The 14,611-nt window shown below is 74.2% G+C and carries 16 protein-coding genes; 9 read left to right on the top strand and 7 right to left on the bottom strand.

The window, feature by feature from the left end; genetic code table 11:
• Window positions 1-25: 25 nt before the first annotated feature.
• The 5 genes from ACGFIG_RS16645 to ACGFIG_RS16625 form a co-directional block, all read right to left on the bottom strand.
• Complete coding sequence (locus tag ACGFIG_RS16645; RefSeq protein WP_393003640.1) at window positions 26-901, bottom strand: alpha/beta fold hydrolase; 876 nt, start codon at window positions 899-901, stop codon at window positions 26-28.
• 177 nt (window positions 902-1,078) lie between these two features.
• Window positions 1,079-1,687, bottom strand: coding sequence for a peptide chain release factor H (gene prfH / locus ACGFIG_RS16640; RefSeq protein ID WP_393003638.1), 609 nt, complete (start codon window positions 1,685-1,687; stop codon window positions 1,079-1,081).
• Entirely contained in the window at window positions 1,684-2,859 is a 1,176-nt protein-coding gene (locus tag ACGFIG_RS16635; protein ID WP_393003636.1) for an RNA ligase RtcB family protein, read from the bottom strand. Before ACGFIG_RS16635 ends, prfH begins: the two co-directional genes overlap by 4 nt.
• 279 nt (window positions 2,860-3,138) lie before the next feature.
• Window positions 3,139-4,083: a class D beta-lactamase gene (blaOXA, locus tag ACGFIG_RS16630; RefSeq protein WP_393003634.1), complete on the bottom strand. Its 945-nt coding sequence runs from the start codon at window positions 4,081-4,083 to the stop codon at window positions 3,139-3,141.
• A 93-nt stretch (window positions 4,084-4,176) separates the two neighbouring features.
• Window positions 4,177-4,782, bottom strand: coding sequence for a DUF4291 domain-containing protein (locus tag ACGFIG_RS16625; RefSeq protein WP_393003632.1), 606 nt, complete (start codon window positions 4,780-4,782; stop codon window positions 4,177-4,179).
• A 119-nt stretch (window positions 4,783-4,901) separates the two neighbouring features.
• Between ACGFIG_RS16625 and ACGFIG_RS16620 the strand changes: the two genes are divergently transcribed.
• A complete protein-coding gene (locus tag ACGFIG_RS16620) occupies window positions 4,902-5,381 on the top strand; it encodes a type II toxin-antitoxin system PemK/MazF family toxin (protein ID WP_393003630.1) in 480 nt (159 codons plus the stop codon).
• A gap of 3 nt (window positions 5,382-5,384) precedes the next feature.
• Here ACGFIG_RS16620 and ACGFIG_RS16615 read toward each other — a convergent pair whose 3' ends face one another.
• Window positions 5,385-6,035, bottom strand: a complete 651-nt coding sequence (locus tag ACGFIG_RS16615; RefSeq protein ID WP_393003628.1) for a flavodoxin family protein — start codon at window positions 6,033-6,035, stop codon at window positions 5,385-5,387.
• Between the two features lie 118 nt (window positions 6,036-6,153).
• Window positions 6,154-6,804, bottom strand: coding sequence for a GGDEF domain-containing protein (locus ACGFIG_RS16610; RefSeq protein ID WP_393003626.1), 651 nt, complete (start codon window positions 6,802-6,804; stop codon window positions 6,154-6,156).
• Between the two features lie 263 nt (window positions 6,805-7,067).
• On the opposite strand from ACGFIG_RS16610, the gene ACGFIG_RS16605 reads away from it, so the two are divergent.
• The 8 genes from ACGFIG_RS16605 to ACGFIG_RS16570 all read left to right on the top strand — a co-directional run bounded on the left by ACGFIG_RS16605 (window position 7,068) and on the right by ACGFIG_RS16570 (window position 14,556).
• Window positions 7,068-7,307 (top strand): DUF397 domain-containing protein, encoded by a 240-nt coding sequence (locus ACGFIG_RS16605; protein ID WP_393003624.1) that lies wholly within the window; start codon window positions 7,068-7,070, stop codon window positions 7,305-7,307.
• 185 nt (window positions 7,308-7,492) lie between these two features.
• Window positions 7,493-8,326 (top strand): helix-turn-helix domain-containing protein, encoded by an 834-nt coding sequence (locus ACGFIG_RS16600; protein ID WP_393003798.1) that lies wholly within the window; start codon window positions 7,493-7,495, stop codon window positions 8,324-8,326.
• 107 nt (window positions 8,327-8,433) lie between these two features.
• Window positions 8,434-9,285, top strand: a complete 852-nt coding sequence (locus ACGFIG_RS16595) for an SAM-dependent methyltransferase (protein ID WP_393003622.1) — start codon at window positions 8,434-8,436, stop codon at window positions 9,283-9,285.
• Window positions 9,286-9,448: 163 nt separating this feature from the next.
• Window positions 9,449-10,504 carry a LacI family DNA-binding transcriptional regulator gene (locus ACGFIG_RS16590; protein ID WP_393003620.1) on the top strand — a complete coding sequence of 352 codons (1,056 nt, stop codon included), beginning with the start codon at window positions 9,449-9,451 and terminating at the stop codon, window positions 10,502-10,504.
• Between the two features lie 2 nt (window positions 10,505-10,506).
• Complete coding sequence (locus ACGFIG_RS16585; RefSeq protein ID WP_393003618.1) at window positions 10,507-10,710, top strand: hypothetical protein; 204 nt, start codon at window positions 10,507-10,509, stop codon at window positions 10,708-10,710.
• Window positions 10,711-10,803: 93 nt separating this feature from the next.
• Window positions 10,804-12,348: a protein kinase gene (locus ACGFIG_RS16580; protein WP_393003616.1), complete on the top strand. Its 1,545-nt coding sequence runs from the start codon at window positions 10,804-10,806 to the stop codon at window positions 12,346-12,348.
• 204 nt (window positions 12,349-12,552) lie between these two features.
• Entirely contained in the window at window positions 12,553-13,359 is an 807-nt protein-coding gene (locus ACGFIG_RS16575) for a DedA family protein (RefSeq protein ID WP_393003614.1), read from the top strand.
• A 609-nt stretch (window positions 13,360-13,968) separates the two neighbouring features.
• The gene (locus ACGFIG_RS16570) at window positions 13,969-14,556 is read left to right on the top strand and encodes a hypothetical protein (protein ID WP_393003612.1); all 588 of its coding nucleotides are present in this window, start codon (window positions 13,969-13,971) and stop codon (window positions 14,554-14,556) included.
• Window positions 14,557-14,611 lie beyond the last annotated feature (55 nt).

Below are 14,611 nucleotides of genomic sequence, written 5' to 3'. Positions count from 1 at the left end.
GGCGCGGTCACCCGACCCCGCCGGGTCAGCAGTGGACCCGACCGAGGAATTCCCGCACGAGCGGCACCACCTCGTCGAGGTGCGTCTCCAGCAGCCAGTGCCCGCCGTCGAGCAGGTGCAGTTCCGCGTCGGGCAGGTCCCGCAGGTACGCCCGCGCCGCGCCCTCGGGCATGTAGCCATCGTGCGGTCCCCACACGATGAGGGCCGGCGGCCGGTGCCGGCGCAGGTACTCCTGCTGGCGCGGAAACCAGGCGAGGGTGCTCCCCTGGTCGGCGAGGAGCCGGACCAGGGCCGCGCGTCGGGGCGGATCCAGCAGTGCCGCCGCAAGCCGCCACAGGTCCGGGCTCACCCGGTCGACGAGCCGCTCGGGTAGCTCACCGAGGAACTCGCCGCGGAAGCCCGCCTCGCTGACAGCGGCGGCGAGGCGCTCGCGCCCTTCCTCGCTCGGGTGGCGCCAGAACCGTTTGAGCGGCTCGTACCTGGGGCCGTGCTGGTCCTCGTAGATGTCGCCGTTCTGGATGACGAGCCCGGCGACCCGCTGCGGCGCGGCCATCGCCAGGCGCAGCCCGAACTGGCTGCCGTAGTCCTGTAGGTAGATCACGTATCGGGTCAGCCCCAGCACCTCCGTGAAACGCCGGAGCATGCCGGCGTAGGCGTCGAAGGTGTACGCGAACCGGTGGGGATCGGGCGTGTCGCTGTAGCCGAAGCCGGGGTGGTCGGGGGCGATGGCCCGCCACCTGTCGCCGAGGGCGGGCAGGAGGTTGCGGAACTGGAACGACGACGAGGGGTAGCCGTGCGGCAGGAGCACCACCGGCGCGTCCGGCGGCCCCGCCTCCCGGTAGAAGATCGTGATCCCGTCGACGTCGACGGTCCTGTGGTGCACGGCTGCGTCGGCCACCATGGGTCTCCTGACCGGCCACGGAACGGGTGGACGTCTCGACGGTGCCAGAAACCTGTCCGTACCGGGCGCTGTTCGGCCCTGATCGATCCCGGTGGGAGGCGTGGTGCCGGCGCTTCGGCACGCCCGCGCGGTCCTGACGTTCCGGAGCCGCGGGCGGGACGCCTTCCGCGCCGACGGCTACGGACGCTCCACGCGGATCGGGTCGCCGCGGACGAGTTCGTCGTGGATGCGCCAGCGGGCGGTGACGACGGCGCGCCCGGCGGCCTCGTCGCCGTCCGCGATGCGCTGCCGCAGCAGTTCGAGGGCGAGGCGGCGGTTGAGGCTGAACTGCCGTTCGGTGTCGACCACGACGACGAGGCCGGAGGGGCGGTGGGTCGCCCGTACCGCCGTGCTCGCCTTGTTCCGGTGCTGGCCGCCCGGGCCGCCGGTGCGGCAGGCCACGATGTCGACGTCCGCCTCCGCGAACGTGGTGGCCGGGCCGTCGAGCTGGCACGGCCGGGCGACGACGTACCAGTTCTTGCGGCCGGTGCCGGCCCGGTAGGGGCTGGGGGCCTGCCAGCACAGGGTGCCGGTCCACGAGGCGGCGAACGCCTCGGCGTCGGTGCCGGAGATCCGGATCAGGGCCGACCGGTGGGTGCCGGGCCGGTCGCCGGGCACGGTCTGGACGCGCTGGGTCGTCAGGCCCCGCCGGGCGGCGTCGGCCTCCAGGCGGCGCAGCAGCCGGGCCAGCGCCCACGCGCACTCCTGCGGGCCGCGCCCGGCGGACATGAGCAGGTGCAGGGTCACGACCGCCCCCGGCCGCGGCGCTCGTCCCGGCGCTCGGGCCGGGCGGTGGACCCGACGTCGGGCGTCTTGTAGGTGACCAGGGGAACCGTGGTGGCCACGGGGGTGGCCAGGCCGTGGTCGACGAGGTCGCCGATGACCCGCTCGATGCGCTTGTAGGCGGTGGGTGCCTCCTCGAAGAGCAACTGCCGGTCGCCGCACACCACCAGCGACCCCACCGGGGTACGCCGCAGCTCCTCGACGGTGTGCTTGGCGCGGCTGCGGCGCAGGGCGTCGGCGCGGGACATCTTGCGGCCCGCGCCGTGCGCCACGGAGTGGTTGGCGTCCGGGCCGGCGTGGGCGGCCACCAGGTAGGAGAGGGTGCCCCGGGTGCCGGCGACGAGCACGTCGCGGCCGTCGCCCGGCGCCGCCCCCTTGCGGTGCAGGTAGACCCCGTCGCGGACCTCCACCAGGTTGTGGCACTGGTCGACGACGGGCCCGGTGGGCTCGGCCCCCAGGGCGTGGGCGACCCGGGCGGCGAGCAGCCGCCGGTTGAGCGATCCCCACCGTACGGCGTCGTCGTGCGCCGCCAGGTAGGCGCCGGGATCCGGTGCGGGGCCCGCGCCGTGGGCCTCGGTGTGCGTGCGCAGGATCCGCTCGCCCAACCCTCGCGAGCCGGAGTGCACGACGAGCACGAGGTCGCCCGCGGCGAGCCCGAGGCGGCCCGCGTGGCCCGGCTCGTAGACGGTCCCGACGCGCGCCAGCTCGACGAAGTGGTTGCCCCGACCGACGGTCCCGAGTCCCTCGGTGTGACCGCCGGGGATGTCACCGGCCACGACGGCCCACGCGGGATCGTCGGCGTCCCGCTCGGGGTGCAGCGGCCGGTCGAGGTCGGGGAACCGGGCGGCGAGCCGCTCCGGCACGGCGCGCTTGAGTCTGATCGGGAACACGGCGATGCCGCAGCCGATGTCGGAACCCACCAGGAACGGGTACAGCACGGTGGACGCCATGGCGGCGCCGATGGGGGCGCCCTTGCCCGGGTGCAGGTCCGGCATGGCGGCGACGTGGACCATGCCGTCGAGGGCGGCCACCTGCTGGCACTGCGTCAGGGCGTCGGACTCGATCCAGCTCGTGGGGGAGGCGAACACGGCGACGGTCGCCGGGGTGGACTGCGGCAGGGAACGGTGAGGAGACAAGGACGCTCGCTTCTCGCGCAGAGGGGAATGGACGGACGGCGCCACGGCGCCGGTCGGTGCCGCGCCTGTGGCGATGGGGTGCTGGCCGTCAGAACGTCATGGCCGACACGATTCCGAAACCGTCGGCGTGCGGCAACCGGTTATCCGCTGCGTCGTTCGTGGCCCCTCGCCAGCCGTGGCCGGGCCGAAGCACGCGCGTCGGCACGCGCGCCAGGCGTTCGGGGCGCGAGCCGTGGCCGGGCCAGGGCACGCGCCCTGCGGCGCTCGGCCGGGGCGCGGTCAGGGCGCGGGCAGGGCGCCGAGGCGGTGCAGCAGCTGCCGGCCCAGCGGCAGGCGCTTGGCGGCGTCGCCGTCGGCGCGGATGTCCACGTTCAGCGCGAAGCAGTACAGCCGGTCGCCGCGCTCGACCCAGCCGACCCACCATCCGGTGCCCGGGTCGGTGGCGTCCGTCTGGCCGGTCTTGCCGTGCAGGGCGTACGCGGCGGTGCGCTCCAGGCGCAGGATGTCCCGGACGGTGGCCTGGTGTCCCCGGTCGGCCGGCAGCTCGCCACGGGCCAGCCGGGCCAGCCACCGCGCCTGCTCGTCGGCCGAGATTTTCAGCGGCCCGGCCAGCCAGAACCGGTCCACGACCGATCCGACCTGGCCGTTGCCGTAGCCGAGCCGGTGCAGCCACTCCCGTTCGCGGTCCGGCCCGATGCGGCGGGCCAGCTCCTGAAAGACGGGCACGTTGGAGACGCGGACCGCGTCGCGCAGCCCCATGTCCCGCTCCCACGCGGCGACGCGCTGCGGCCCGCCACCGTACGGGACCTTCTCCCGCTCGTCGCGCACCACGCCGGTCTCGAGCGCGATCAGGCTGTGCGGGATCTTGAACGTCGAGGCGGGGATGAACCGCCGCTCGGCCCGCTCCCGGTCGACCATGACGACGCGTCCGGCCGTGACGTCGTACATGACGAAGGTGCCCCGCAGGCCGGCCTGCCGGAACAGGCCCGCCAGGTCGTCGCGGACCTCGACCGCCGGTGCGGCCGGCGTGGGCGACGGCTCCGCGGCGGCGGTGGCGTCGGTCTGCCGGGGTGCCACGGGCGTGCTCCCGGTGCAACCGGTCGCGCCGGCGAGCAGGATCAGGGCGACGGCCGCCGCGACCGCGCCGCGTCGCGGGGAGCGGGCGCGCGTTCCGGTGAGGCCCGGCTGCGCGGTCAGTGCCCGCGCCCGGGTCGGGAAGGCCATTCCGTCACCACCTCCGTTCGTGCCGGCACCGTCGCCTCAGTCAAGCACGGTCAGGGGGTACGCCGCGCCCGGCGTTCGCGTCGTCGCGCCGGTTCACGGGCGCACGGTCGCGCCGATCACGGCGGCCACGTCGGGCGGCAGCGGGTACGGGCGCTCCGGCGGCAGCAGCGCCTCGGCGGCGGCGTCGTCCCCGGCGTCGAGCGCCGCGCGCACCGCGTGGGCGGTCGGGGTCACGTCGGTCAGGCCGACCAGCCACTCGTCGACGTAGCGCCGCACCGCCTCGCCGGAGAGCCCGACCTGGAGGGACCGGTGCGGCAGCGGAGCCAGGCGCAGGGACCGTTCCGGGTCCCACTGCACCCGTACGGGGCTGGCCCGCAGCCGCCGCGACCAGGTTTCCCGGTCGGGGTGCAGGTCGCGGTCGAAGCTGCTCGGGCACGAGTTGGCCAGCGCCCACTCGAAGCCGGCGCGGGTGATCTCGACGGCCAGCACCCGCTCCTGCCCGGGCTTCGCGGCCCACCCGCAGCGGTACATCATCCAGCGGAACGACGGCTTGATCCAGGTCATCCGCTCCCGCTTGAACGGTGGCACGAAGCGGCCGGCGGCCAGCGCCGGGTGGGCGATCTCCGGCGGGTACGCCTGGTAGACGGTCACGGTGTCGGCGGTGTGCCGGGCGCGGACCTGGTGGAGGGGAACGGGCATGGCGCCGATCCTGACGACCCGTCCCGGCCCGGTCCACCGGATTGTTCCGTCCCGGCCCTCCGGTCCGCCGGTTCGTCCCGCCAGGGCCGGGGCCTGCGGTGGGGGATAGGCTGCCGGTCGTGGCAGGACTTCTCAGGAGCGTGGCGGCGCGCATCGGCAGTGTGATCCCGGCACCGCGACCCCGGCCCGGCACGGCGCAGCCCGCCCGGCCCCGCCAGGTGGCCGCGTTGCAGCGCCGGCAGCTGTCGTACGCCCCGGAGCTCGACGGGCACGCCGACCCCGGCGAGATCGTCTGGACCTGGGTGCCGTACGAGGACGACCCGCGGCAGGGCAAGGACCGCCCCGTTCTGGTGGTGGGCCGGCACAGCCGGACCCTGTTCGGGCTGATGCTGTCCAGCCAGAGTGAGCGCGACGGGCAGCGGCACTGGCTCGGGCTCGGTCCGGGCGAGTGGGACCGGGACAACCGGCCGAGCTGGGTACGGCTGGACCGCGTGCTGACCATGCGGGAGGACAGCATCCGCCGGGAGGGCGCGGTGCTGGACCGGGCGCGTTTCGACCGGGTCGGGCAGGCCCTGCGCGCCGGCTACGGCTGGCGCTGACCGTCAGCCCGGCTCGCGGCTCGGGCCGATCCCGGCGTCGCGGGTCTCCGGCGGTGGGTACGGCTGCTCGGCCAGCAGCCGGGCGAGGTGCGCGCTGTTGAGCGCCAGCGCCTTCGTGGTGCGCCCCGTGGTGTCGGGCTTGGGTCGGGCGTCGAGGTAGTCGACCTTGTGCAGTGCCTCGCCGACCCAGTAGGTGGCACCCGCCGCAGGGCAGGTGAAGCCGACCTCGTTGAGTGCCTGCTGCACCTCGCCGATCGTGTGGTGCGCGCCGTCCTCGTTGCCGACGACCGCGACCCCGGCCACCTTGCCGTAGGTGAGCAGCCGGCCCTCGGCGTCGGTCTCGGAAAGTTCGGCGTCGAGCCGTTCGAGGACCATCTTGCACACGGCCGACGGCTGACCCAGCCAGATCGGCGTGGCGATGACGAGGATCTGCGCGGCCATCAGCTTGGACCGGATGGCCGGCCAGCCGTCGCCGTCGCCCTCGTCGGTGGAGACCCCGAAGCGCACGTCGTGGTCGACGACCCGGATCAGCTCACCCGGCACGCCCTGGTCGGCGAGCGCGTCGAGCACCTCGTGCCCGAGCACCTCGGCGCTCGACGGGGTGGGGGACCGCTTCAGGGTGCAGTTGAGGACCAGGGCCCGGATGCTCGCCACGGTGCTTCCCCTCTCGGCCGGTACGGGGCTGGTCCTCCCGGCATACCCCTCAACCGCGGCGAGACACGTCGAAACGCCTCGCGTCCGGCCGCCGACCGGGCAGGAAGGGCTGGCCCGCTCAGCACTCCGCCAGGCGGGCGGTGTCGACGAGCTGCCGGGGCGCGCGGGCCGCCCCGAGGCTCTTGGCCCGGTACATGGCGGCGTCGGCCCGGTCGAGCGCCTCGGTGAGCTGCGCCGGCCCGGTGACGGGGGCGAGCCCGACCGAGGCGGTCACCTGGACGCTGAGCCCGCCCAGCGGAATGGGCGCGGCGAGGCTCTCGCAGAGCCGCCGGGTGGCGTGTTCGATCCACCGCCGGTCGATCGTCGGGCTGGCCAGCAGCCCGGCGAACTCGTCGCCGCCGAGGCGGGCGACCAGGTTGTCCCCGGCGAAGGCGGCGAGCCGTTGGGCGACGCTGATCAGCACCTGGTCGCCGGCGGCGTGCCCGTAGCGGTCGTTGATCTGCTTGAAGTCGTCGAGATCGAGCACCACGGCGATCAGCGGCTGCCCCGCCGCGTCGGTGAGCAGCGTGGCGGCCAGGCGGTAGAACGCGCGGCGGTTGGGCAGGCCGGTGAGGGGGTCGTGGCTGGCGGCGTGCCGCTCGGCGGCGAGTTCCGCCTGTAGGTGCCGGATCTCGACCTCGGCCTGGATCGCGCGGCGCCGCAGCTGCCAGGAGGTGACGAGTGCCCCGGCGGCACAGATGCCGGACGCGATGGTCAACGGATCCGGCACGAGACCTCCCATCACCACGAATGTCTGCGGCCCCGACGCGACGGTCCGCGCCCGCGCCAGGTCTCGTCGGACCGTGGGCGACAAACCCACGGTCGGTGACTCTGAGTGAACGGATGGGTACCGTCCACGTGCGTTATCATGCTCGCTGTCCGATGCAGATGCAATAGCAGATGCACGTGCAGGAAGCCCTTCGTCGATGCCGTGCGCCACTCGCGAGCCACCGCTGCCCGGCGTCGCGGGGGGCTCGCGAGAGAAAGACGCCCATGCAGCAGCCTCCGAACGGCGTTCCCACCAGCCAGTTGCCCCCGCTCCGCTGGCAGAAGAGTCGCCGGAGCAACCCCAGCGGCAACTGCGTCGAGCTGGCCGAACTGCCCGGGGGTGCCGGCATAGCCCTGCGCAACTCCCGGCATCCCGAGGGGCCGGCGCTGATCTACACAGTGGACGAGATCGCCGCCTTCGTGCTCGGCGCCCGCGACGGCGACTTCGACGACCTCATCGCCTGACGGGTCCCGTACGCGGGACAGATTTCGCGCACCGAAGGAGTTCGCCTCACTCACAGTTCATGGCATGCTTACACGTCGGCCACGCGGGGGGCGCCTGGTCGGCATGAACCGGCATGTGGAGGTCGGCTGTGACGATGGGTCCCGCCGAGGGCGGTGGTGGGGGGACCGGCCCGACGGTGCTGCGCATGTTGCTCGGCGCCCAACTGCGCCGGTTGCGCGAATCGAGCGGGGTGACCCGGGAGGGCGCCGGGTGGGAGATCCGCGCCTCCGAATCGAAGATCAGCCGGATGGAGCTGGGCCGGGTCGGCTTCAAGGAGCGCGACGTCGCGGACCTGCTCACCCTCTACGGCGTCACCGCCTCCGCGGAGCGGGAGGCGCTGCTCAAACTGGCCCGCGACGCGAACAGCCCGGGCTGGTGGCACCGCTACGGCGACGTGTTGCCCGGCTGGTTCCAGTCGTACCTCGGGCTGGAGGCGGCCGCCGTGCTGATCCGCAGCTACGAGGTCCAGTTCGTCCCCGGCCTGCTCCAGACCCGGGAGTACGCCCGGGCGGTCGTGCTGCTCGGGCACGGGCGGGCCGCGCCCACGGAGATCGAGCGCCGGGTCGCGCTGCGCATGCAGCGTCAGCGGCTGCTGCACCGCGAGCGCCCGCCACAGCTCTGGGCGGTCGTGGACGAGGCCGCGCTACGCCGGCCGATCGGCGGCCCACGGGTCATGCGGGACCAGGTGACCGCGCTCATCGAGGCGACCAAGTCGCCGAACATCCGGCTCCAGGTCATCCCGTTCGCCGCCGGGGGGCACGCCGCCGCGGGCGGGGCCTTCACCATCCTGCGCTTCGGCGACCAGGAACTGCCCGACATCGTCTACATCGAACAGCTCACCAGCGCGCTCTACCTCGACAAGCGCGACGATCTCGACTACTACGCGGTGGCGATGGAGCGACTCTGCGTCGAGGCCGAGCCGCCGGAGCGTACGCCCGAGATCCTGGGCGGGATCCTGGACGACCTCTACCCGGGGTGACCACGGCGGGGTCTCGCCCGACTCGCGCGGCGGCTACCATGGTCGCCGACCGGCGACAGTGGACGGACGCCCCCGGTCGCGGGTGGCGCAGAGTCGTGGAGGCTGCCTTGACCACCGATGCCCCGGGTGCGACGACCGGCCCCGCCCACCCCAGCGACCGCATCGACACCGCGGTGGCCCACCCCGCGCGCCGCTACAACTACTGGCTCGGTGGCAAGGACAACTTCCAGGCCGACCGGGACTCCGGCGACCGGATGGCCGCGTCCTTCCCGACCATCCGCACCGCCGCCCTGGAGAACCGCCGCTTCCTCCAGCGGGCCGTGCGGCACCTCGCGCGGGACGCCGGCATCCGCCAGTTCCTCGACATCGGCACCGGCATCCCGACCGCCGACAACACCCACGAGGTGGCCCAGGCGATCGCCCCCGAGTCGCGGGTGGTCTACGTCGACAACGACCCGATCGTGCTCGCGCACGCCCGGGCGCTGCTGACCAGCGCGCCCGAGGGCGCCACCGCCTACATCGACGCCGATCTGCGCGACCCGGAGCGCATCCTGCACCACCCCGACCTGCTGCGCACCATCGACCCGTCCCGGCCGGTGGCCCTGATGCTGGTCGCGATCCTGCACTTCGTCAGCGACGACGACGACCCGTACGCGGTGGTCAGGCGGCTGCTCGACGCGCTGCCGTCCGGCAGCTACCTGGCGGCGTCGCACGCCACCGACGACTACCTGCCCCGACACGTGGCGCAGGAGGCGAAGGCGGTGGCTGCCCGGGCCGACGGGCCGCACGGCCTGATCAACCTGCGTACCAAGGCCGAGTTCAGCCGGTTCTTCGAGGGGCTGGAGCTGGTGGAGCCCGGCGTCACCTCCGTCGCCGACTGGCGTGCCGAGGACGCCCCGCAGCCCCGCCCGTCGGTGGCCGAGGTCAGCATGTACGGGGCGGTGGCCCGCAAGCCCTGACCGCCCACGCCCTTCGCCGGCCCGGACCGCTGCGGTCCGGGCCGGCTCTGTGTGGCCCCGCGCTCGTCCGCCACCCCACCCTCCCGCCTACGGCGTTGACGGCGGCACCCCCGCTCGCCTAATCTCTGTATCGATCCAGTCTGAATCGATACAGAGGAGCGCGGTGAAGCCGACCCTGCAAGCCGTCGCCGACGCCGTCGGCGTGTCCCGCAGCACCGTCTCCAACGCCTACAGCCGCCCCGACCAGCTCTCCGCCGCCCTGCGCCAGCGGATCCTGGACGCCGCCCGGCAGCTCGGCTACCCCGGCCCGAACCCCACCGCCCGGTCGCTGCGACGCGGCTACGTCGGCGCCGTCGGGGTGCTCTTCGAGTCGCAGCTGTCGTACGCCTTCACCGACCCCTTCGCGGTCCGCTTCCTGGCCGGCGTCGCCGAGGCGGCCGAGCGACACGGCACCAGCCTGCTGCTCGTTCCGCTGCCGGCCGACGAGGCTGCCGCGCGGCGGGCGGTGGAGAACGCCGCCGTCGACGGCTTCTGCGTCTACTGCGTCGGCGACGAGGGCTGGGTGGTCGACGTGCTCCGCGAGCGCGGCCTGCCCGTCGTCACCACCGCTCCCCGCGACGACGCCGGCCCCGACGAGCGCTACGTCGGCATCGACGAGCGGGCCGCCGCCCGGTCCGTCGCCGCGCACGTCGCGGGGCTCGGGCACCGGCGGGTCGCCCTGCTCGGCGACGCCGTGCGGCCCGGCGTGGCACCGGGCGAGGTCCGCCTCGCCGACGTGGCCGACGTGGCCCACCCGACCACCCGGGCGCGCCTCGCCGGGTTCGCCGACGCCTTCGCCGAGGTCGGCGTCGCCTGGTCCGAGCTGACCGTGCTCGCCGCCACCGCCAACAGCCGGTCGGCCGGAACGGCCGCCGTCGCCGCGACCCTCGCCGCCCCCGAACCGCCCACGGCGGTGCTGGCCTGCGCGGACGTGCTGGCCCTCGGCGTGCTCGACGCGCTCGCCGGCGGCGGCCGGCCACCCGTCTCGGTCACCGGCTTCGACGACATCGCCGAGGCCGCCACCGCGGGCCTCACCACCGTGCGGCAACCCGCCGAGGAGAAGGGACGCATCGCCGCCCGGCTCCTGCTCGACCCGCCCGCCGATCCGGCGGCGACGCACGTCCTGCTGCCCACCACACTCGTCGTCCGGTCCTCCACCGGACCCGTCCCAGGGAGCTGACCATGGAACAGCCCACCGGCTTCATCCTCGCCGTCGACGCGGTGAACCGACACGTCAACTCCGCCCGGCCGGACGCCCCCGTGTGCCCGGAGCGGCCCCGCGTCGCGCGACTCGCGCCCACCCGACTGGCCACCGCCGGCGCCCTGCGCCGGCTCGCCGACCGCATCCAGCCGCCGCCCGTCGCCAGCACGCCGCGCTGCTCCTGAGCGCAGGCCGTGGCCCGCCCGGACCGGACGACCGGCACCCGGGCGGGCACCGCGCTGGTGGCGACCGGCCCCGGCAGGGCAGACTGAACGGCTATGTCGCCGTTCTCGCCCACCCTGCGGTTGCACGACCGGTACGTCCTGCGCGAGCGCATCGGTCTCGGCGGGATGTCCGAGGTGTGGCGCGCCGACGACGAGGTGCTGCACCGACCCGTCGCCGTCAAGGCCCTGACCCGGGAGTTCGCCACCGACCCGCAGCTGCGGGCCACCATCCAGCGCGAGGCCCGCGCCGCCGCGCGGCTCACCCACCCGCACGTCACCCAGGTGTACGACTACGGCGAGGCGACCCTCGACGGCGGCATGGTCGTGCCGTACCTGGTGATGGAGTTGGTGCAGGGGCGCAACCTCGCCGACCGGCTCGCCTCCGGCCCGCTGCCCTGGCCGGAGGCGGTGCGGATGGCCGCCCAGGTCGCCGGCGCGCTCGCCGCCGCCCACCGCATCGGCGTCGTGCACCGCGACGTCAAGCCCGGCAACGTCATGCTCACCGAGACCGGCGCCAAGGTGCTCGACTTCGGCATCGCCGCACTCGCCGGACCGCTCCACCCGCGCGCCGGACAGACCGGCGAACTGCTGATGGGTACCCCCGCCTACTTCGCCCCGGAGCGGATGCGGCCCGGGCCGCCCAACCCGGCCAGCGACGTCTACGCCCTCGGGGCGCTGCTCTACCGCACCCTCACCGGTCGGGCTCCGCTGCCCGTGCAGACCTGGGAGGACGCGCTGGAGGTGCACGCCGGACACCGACCGGTGTCGCCCCCGCGCGTCCTGGGGCTGCCGGCCGACATCGCCGAGCTGACGCTGGCCTGCCTCGCCACCGACCCGGCGCACCGGCCGAGCGCCGCCGCGCTCGCCACCCGCCTCGGCGCCGGTGCCCCGGCCGGCCCGCCCACGGCCGTCGCGCCGACCGCCACGTCGCACCTGCCCGCCGCCGCGCCCGCCCCGCCGGCGCATCCGCCCACGCTGATCGACCGCTCCCTGTCGGCGCCGGCTCCGGGGCCGACCACCGGCCGCGCCGGGGTGCCGTACCCCGCCCCGGCCGGCGGGCGTCATCCGGTGACCGCCCGTACGGCCCGACCCGGCCCGGCTGCAAGCACGAGGACGACGCGCGACCGGCCCCTCACCGCCCTGGTCGCCGTCGGCGTCGCGCTGCTCGTCGGGCTCGTCGGAGTGTTCGTCCTCGCCGACGACGGAAGCCCGCCGCCGGCGGCGGCCCCCGTCATCGACGCGCCCACCACCACCGAGCCGGCACCAGCGCCGACCAGCGCCTCCGCCCCGCCGCCGGTGACCGCGCGGCCCGACCCGGTCGCCCTGCCACAGTTCGTCGCCGAGTTCGCCGCGCTGCTCGCCTGGGCGCAGGCCCGCGGCGAGATCGACCGCAAGACGGTCGAGGGGCTGCGGGACAAGCTCGCCGACCTGGCCCGGGGCAAGCAGAAGGACCGGGCCAAGCGGGTCGAACAGCTGCGCGAGCGCCTCGCCAAGGCCGCCGACGAGGGGCAGATCCCGCCCGACACGGCGCAACGCCTCGACGACCTGCTCGACCGGGTCGTCGCGGGGCTGCCCGACGACGACGAGGACGACGACTGAGCCGCTCAGCCGACCTCGACCGGCGAGCCCACCCGACCGCCGCGCACCACCTGCGCGTACGCCCCCACGCACGGCTGCGGCCCAGCTGCGGCAGCGGCGCGACCCGGTTGAGCCGTCCCTCCGCGCCGCCACTGTGGAGCGTCCGTCGAGCGGAGGGGGCGGCCCCGTGGCGGATTCTCAGGAACGGTTCGTAGCGTGTGGGTCATGATTCGTACCGCGCACGCCCTGCTCGCCTCCGGCACCGACACCGCGGAGGCCGCGCCGCCCGAGGACGGACTGGTCGGCTTCGTCATCGGACTGGTCGAGCGGCTCGGCGGCCCCGGCGCGGGTCTGGCCGTCGCTCTGGAGAACCTCTTCCCGCCGATTCCCAGCGAGGTGATCCTGCCGCTGGCCGGCTTCGTCGCGGGTCAGGGCCGGATGAGCGTGGTGAGCGCGATCTTCTGGACCACCCTCGGCTCGCTGCTCGGCGCCCTCGCGCTGTACTGGATCGGCGCCGTGCTGGGCCGGGAGCGGATCCGGGCGATCGCGCAGCGGCTGCCGCTGGTCAAGCTCAGCGACGTGGACCGCACCGAGGAGTGGTTCCTGCGGCACGGGGTGAAGGCCGTCTTCTTCGGCCGGATGATTCCGATCTTCCGCAGCCTGATCTCCATCCCGGCCGGCGTGGAGCGGATGCCCGTGCTGACCTTCGCGGTCTACACGACGCTCGGCAGCCTGATCTGGAACACCACCTTCGTGATGGCCGGCTACCTGCTCGGCGACAACTGGCACCTGGTCGAGGGCTACGCCGGCGTGTTGCAGAAGGTGGTCATCGTCGCCTGCGTGGCGGCCGCCGGCTGGTTCGTGGTCTCCCGGATCATCCGGGCGCGGCGGGGCGTGGCGGAGGCCGTCGACCCCGTTCCGCCCGTCGACCCCGCCTCGCTGCCGTCGGCGCCGGATCCGACGGGGCGGGGCACGATCTACCGCAGTGCCCACTCCGACGCGCAGGCCCCGCACCGCGACCTGTCCCGCTGAACCCGGTGCGGGGCGCCACCCGCCGCCTGCGCGTCCTCCCGGGCGGGATCTTGGTAGGAAAGCGCCCCCGCGAGGGCCGTTTCGTACCAGGATCCCGCCGGCTCACCCCGCAACCGCCCGCGTCGAGTGTCGGGTTTGTGAGTGGATGTCCGGATGAGGCTTGGCGGTATGTGGTCGTCGGGGGTCGGAAAGGCGGGGGGTGTCCGGTTCGGGGGTGTGACCGGCCGCATCGTGGGGGTGGAATCGTGGCCGGGGCGGGGTCGTTACACCATGCGTACGACCGAGGCCAACCCGCTCCGTGCGGGGAGGGGCCATCCGCCCGAAGGGAACGAGGCCACACCGCCTCGCTTTGAGCCGGCGGGCGGGGATCCCGGGGAATGGTGGCGGGCCGGTCGTGGTTACACATGGTCGCGGTCGACGTGAGGGCATCCCCCTGCCCCGCGAGACAGCCCGGTTTCCGCAGGCTGGCGTGACCGATCTGATCTTCCTCCAGTCTCTTGCTGGAGTTTTCCCCTTTCGAAGTTCGTTGGGCGCCTGACGGTGCTTGCACCCGCGTGTAGCCGATCCCCCTCGGTGCGTGGGTGCCAACCCCCGAATGGAGCATCTGTGATGAACACGATTCTGCGTAAGAGCGTTCTTGGTGTTGCGGGTCTGGCGTTTGCCGGTGGCGTGTTCGCCGGTCCGGCTGCCGCGCATGCCGCGCCGGTGGTGGAGTCGGTGCCGGTGGCGGTGCAGGCTGACAAGCCGTCGGTCGACAAGGGCAAGTTGGTGCCGCATGGTGTGCAGGGCGCGCAGTCGCGGGTCGACCTGTCCGACGAGCAGGTGGCCAATGTGAAGGCGATCATCGCGGCGACGAAGAAGGCCGGTATGGACGAGCGTGCGGCCGTGGTGTCGATCGCGACCGCGTTGCAGGAGTCGAAGCTGGAGAACCTGGGTCACCTGGGTGACCGCAACGACCACGACTCGCAGGGCCTGTTCCAGCAGCGCCCGTCCAGCGGGTGGGGCACGGTCGAGCAGATCACCGACCCGGAGTACTCGACGACGGCGTTCCTGAAGGGCCTGAAGCAGGTCGACGGATGGCAGGACATGCCGCTGACCAAGGCCGCGCAGACGGTGCAGGTGTCGGCGTACCCGGACCACTACGCCCAGTGGGAGCAGATGGCCGCTGACCTGGTTGCCGAGCATTGGAACAGCTGACCCGCGCACGTGAATGAGTGATGCCGCTGGCCGGTACCCCACCCGGGGTGCCGGC

Source organism: Micromonospora sp. NPDC049048, assembly GCF_043197615.1.
In the GTDB taxonomy this organism is placed as follows: Bacteria; Actinomycetota; Actinomycetes; order Mycobacteriales; family Micromonosporaceae; genus Micromonospora.
This window is presented reverse-complemented; position numbering and strand designations above follow the sequence as displayed.

Coding starts and splice junctions, on each gene's coding strand:
- ACGFIG_RS16645 (WP_393003640.1), bottom strand. CDS start 901: ATGGTGGCCGACGCAGCCGTGCACCACAGGACCGTCGACGTCGACGGG.
- blaOXA (WP_393003634.1), bottom strand. CDS start 4,083: ATGGCCTTCCCGACCCGGGCGCGGGCACTGACCGCGCAGCCGGGCCTC.
- ACGFIG_RS16625 (WP_393003632.1), bottom strand. CDS start 4,782: ATGCCCGTTCCCCTCCACCAGGTCCGCGCCCGGCACACCGCCGACACC.
- ACGFIG_RS16605 (WP_393003624.1), top strand. CDS start 7,068: ATGCAGCAGCCTCCGAACGGCGTTCCCACCAGCCAGTTGCCCCCGCTC.
- ACGFIG_RS16600 (WP_393003798.1), top strand. CDS start 7,493: ATGTTGCTCGGCGCCCAACTGCGCCGGTTGCGCGAATCGAGCGGGGTG.
- ACGFIG_RS16585 (WP_393003618.1), top strand. CDS start 10,507: ATGGAACAGCCCACCGGCTTCATCCTCGCCGTCGACGCGGTGAACCGA.
- ACGFIG_RS16580 (WP_393003616.1), top strand. CDS start 10,804: ATGTCGCCGTTCTCGCCCACCCTGCGGTTGCACGACCGGTACGTCCTG.
- ACGFIG_RS16575 (WP_393003614.1), top strand. CDS start 12,553: ATGATTCGTACCGCGCACGCCCTGCTCGCCTCCGGCACCGACACCGCG.
- ACGFIG_RS16570 (WP_393003612.1), top strand. CDS start 13,969: ATGAACACGATTCTGCGTAAGAGCGTTCTTGGTGTTGCGGGTCTGGCG.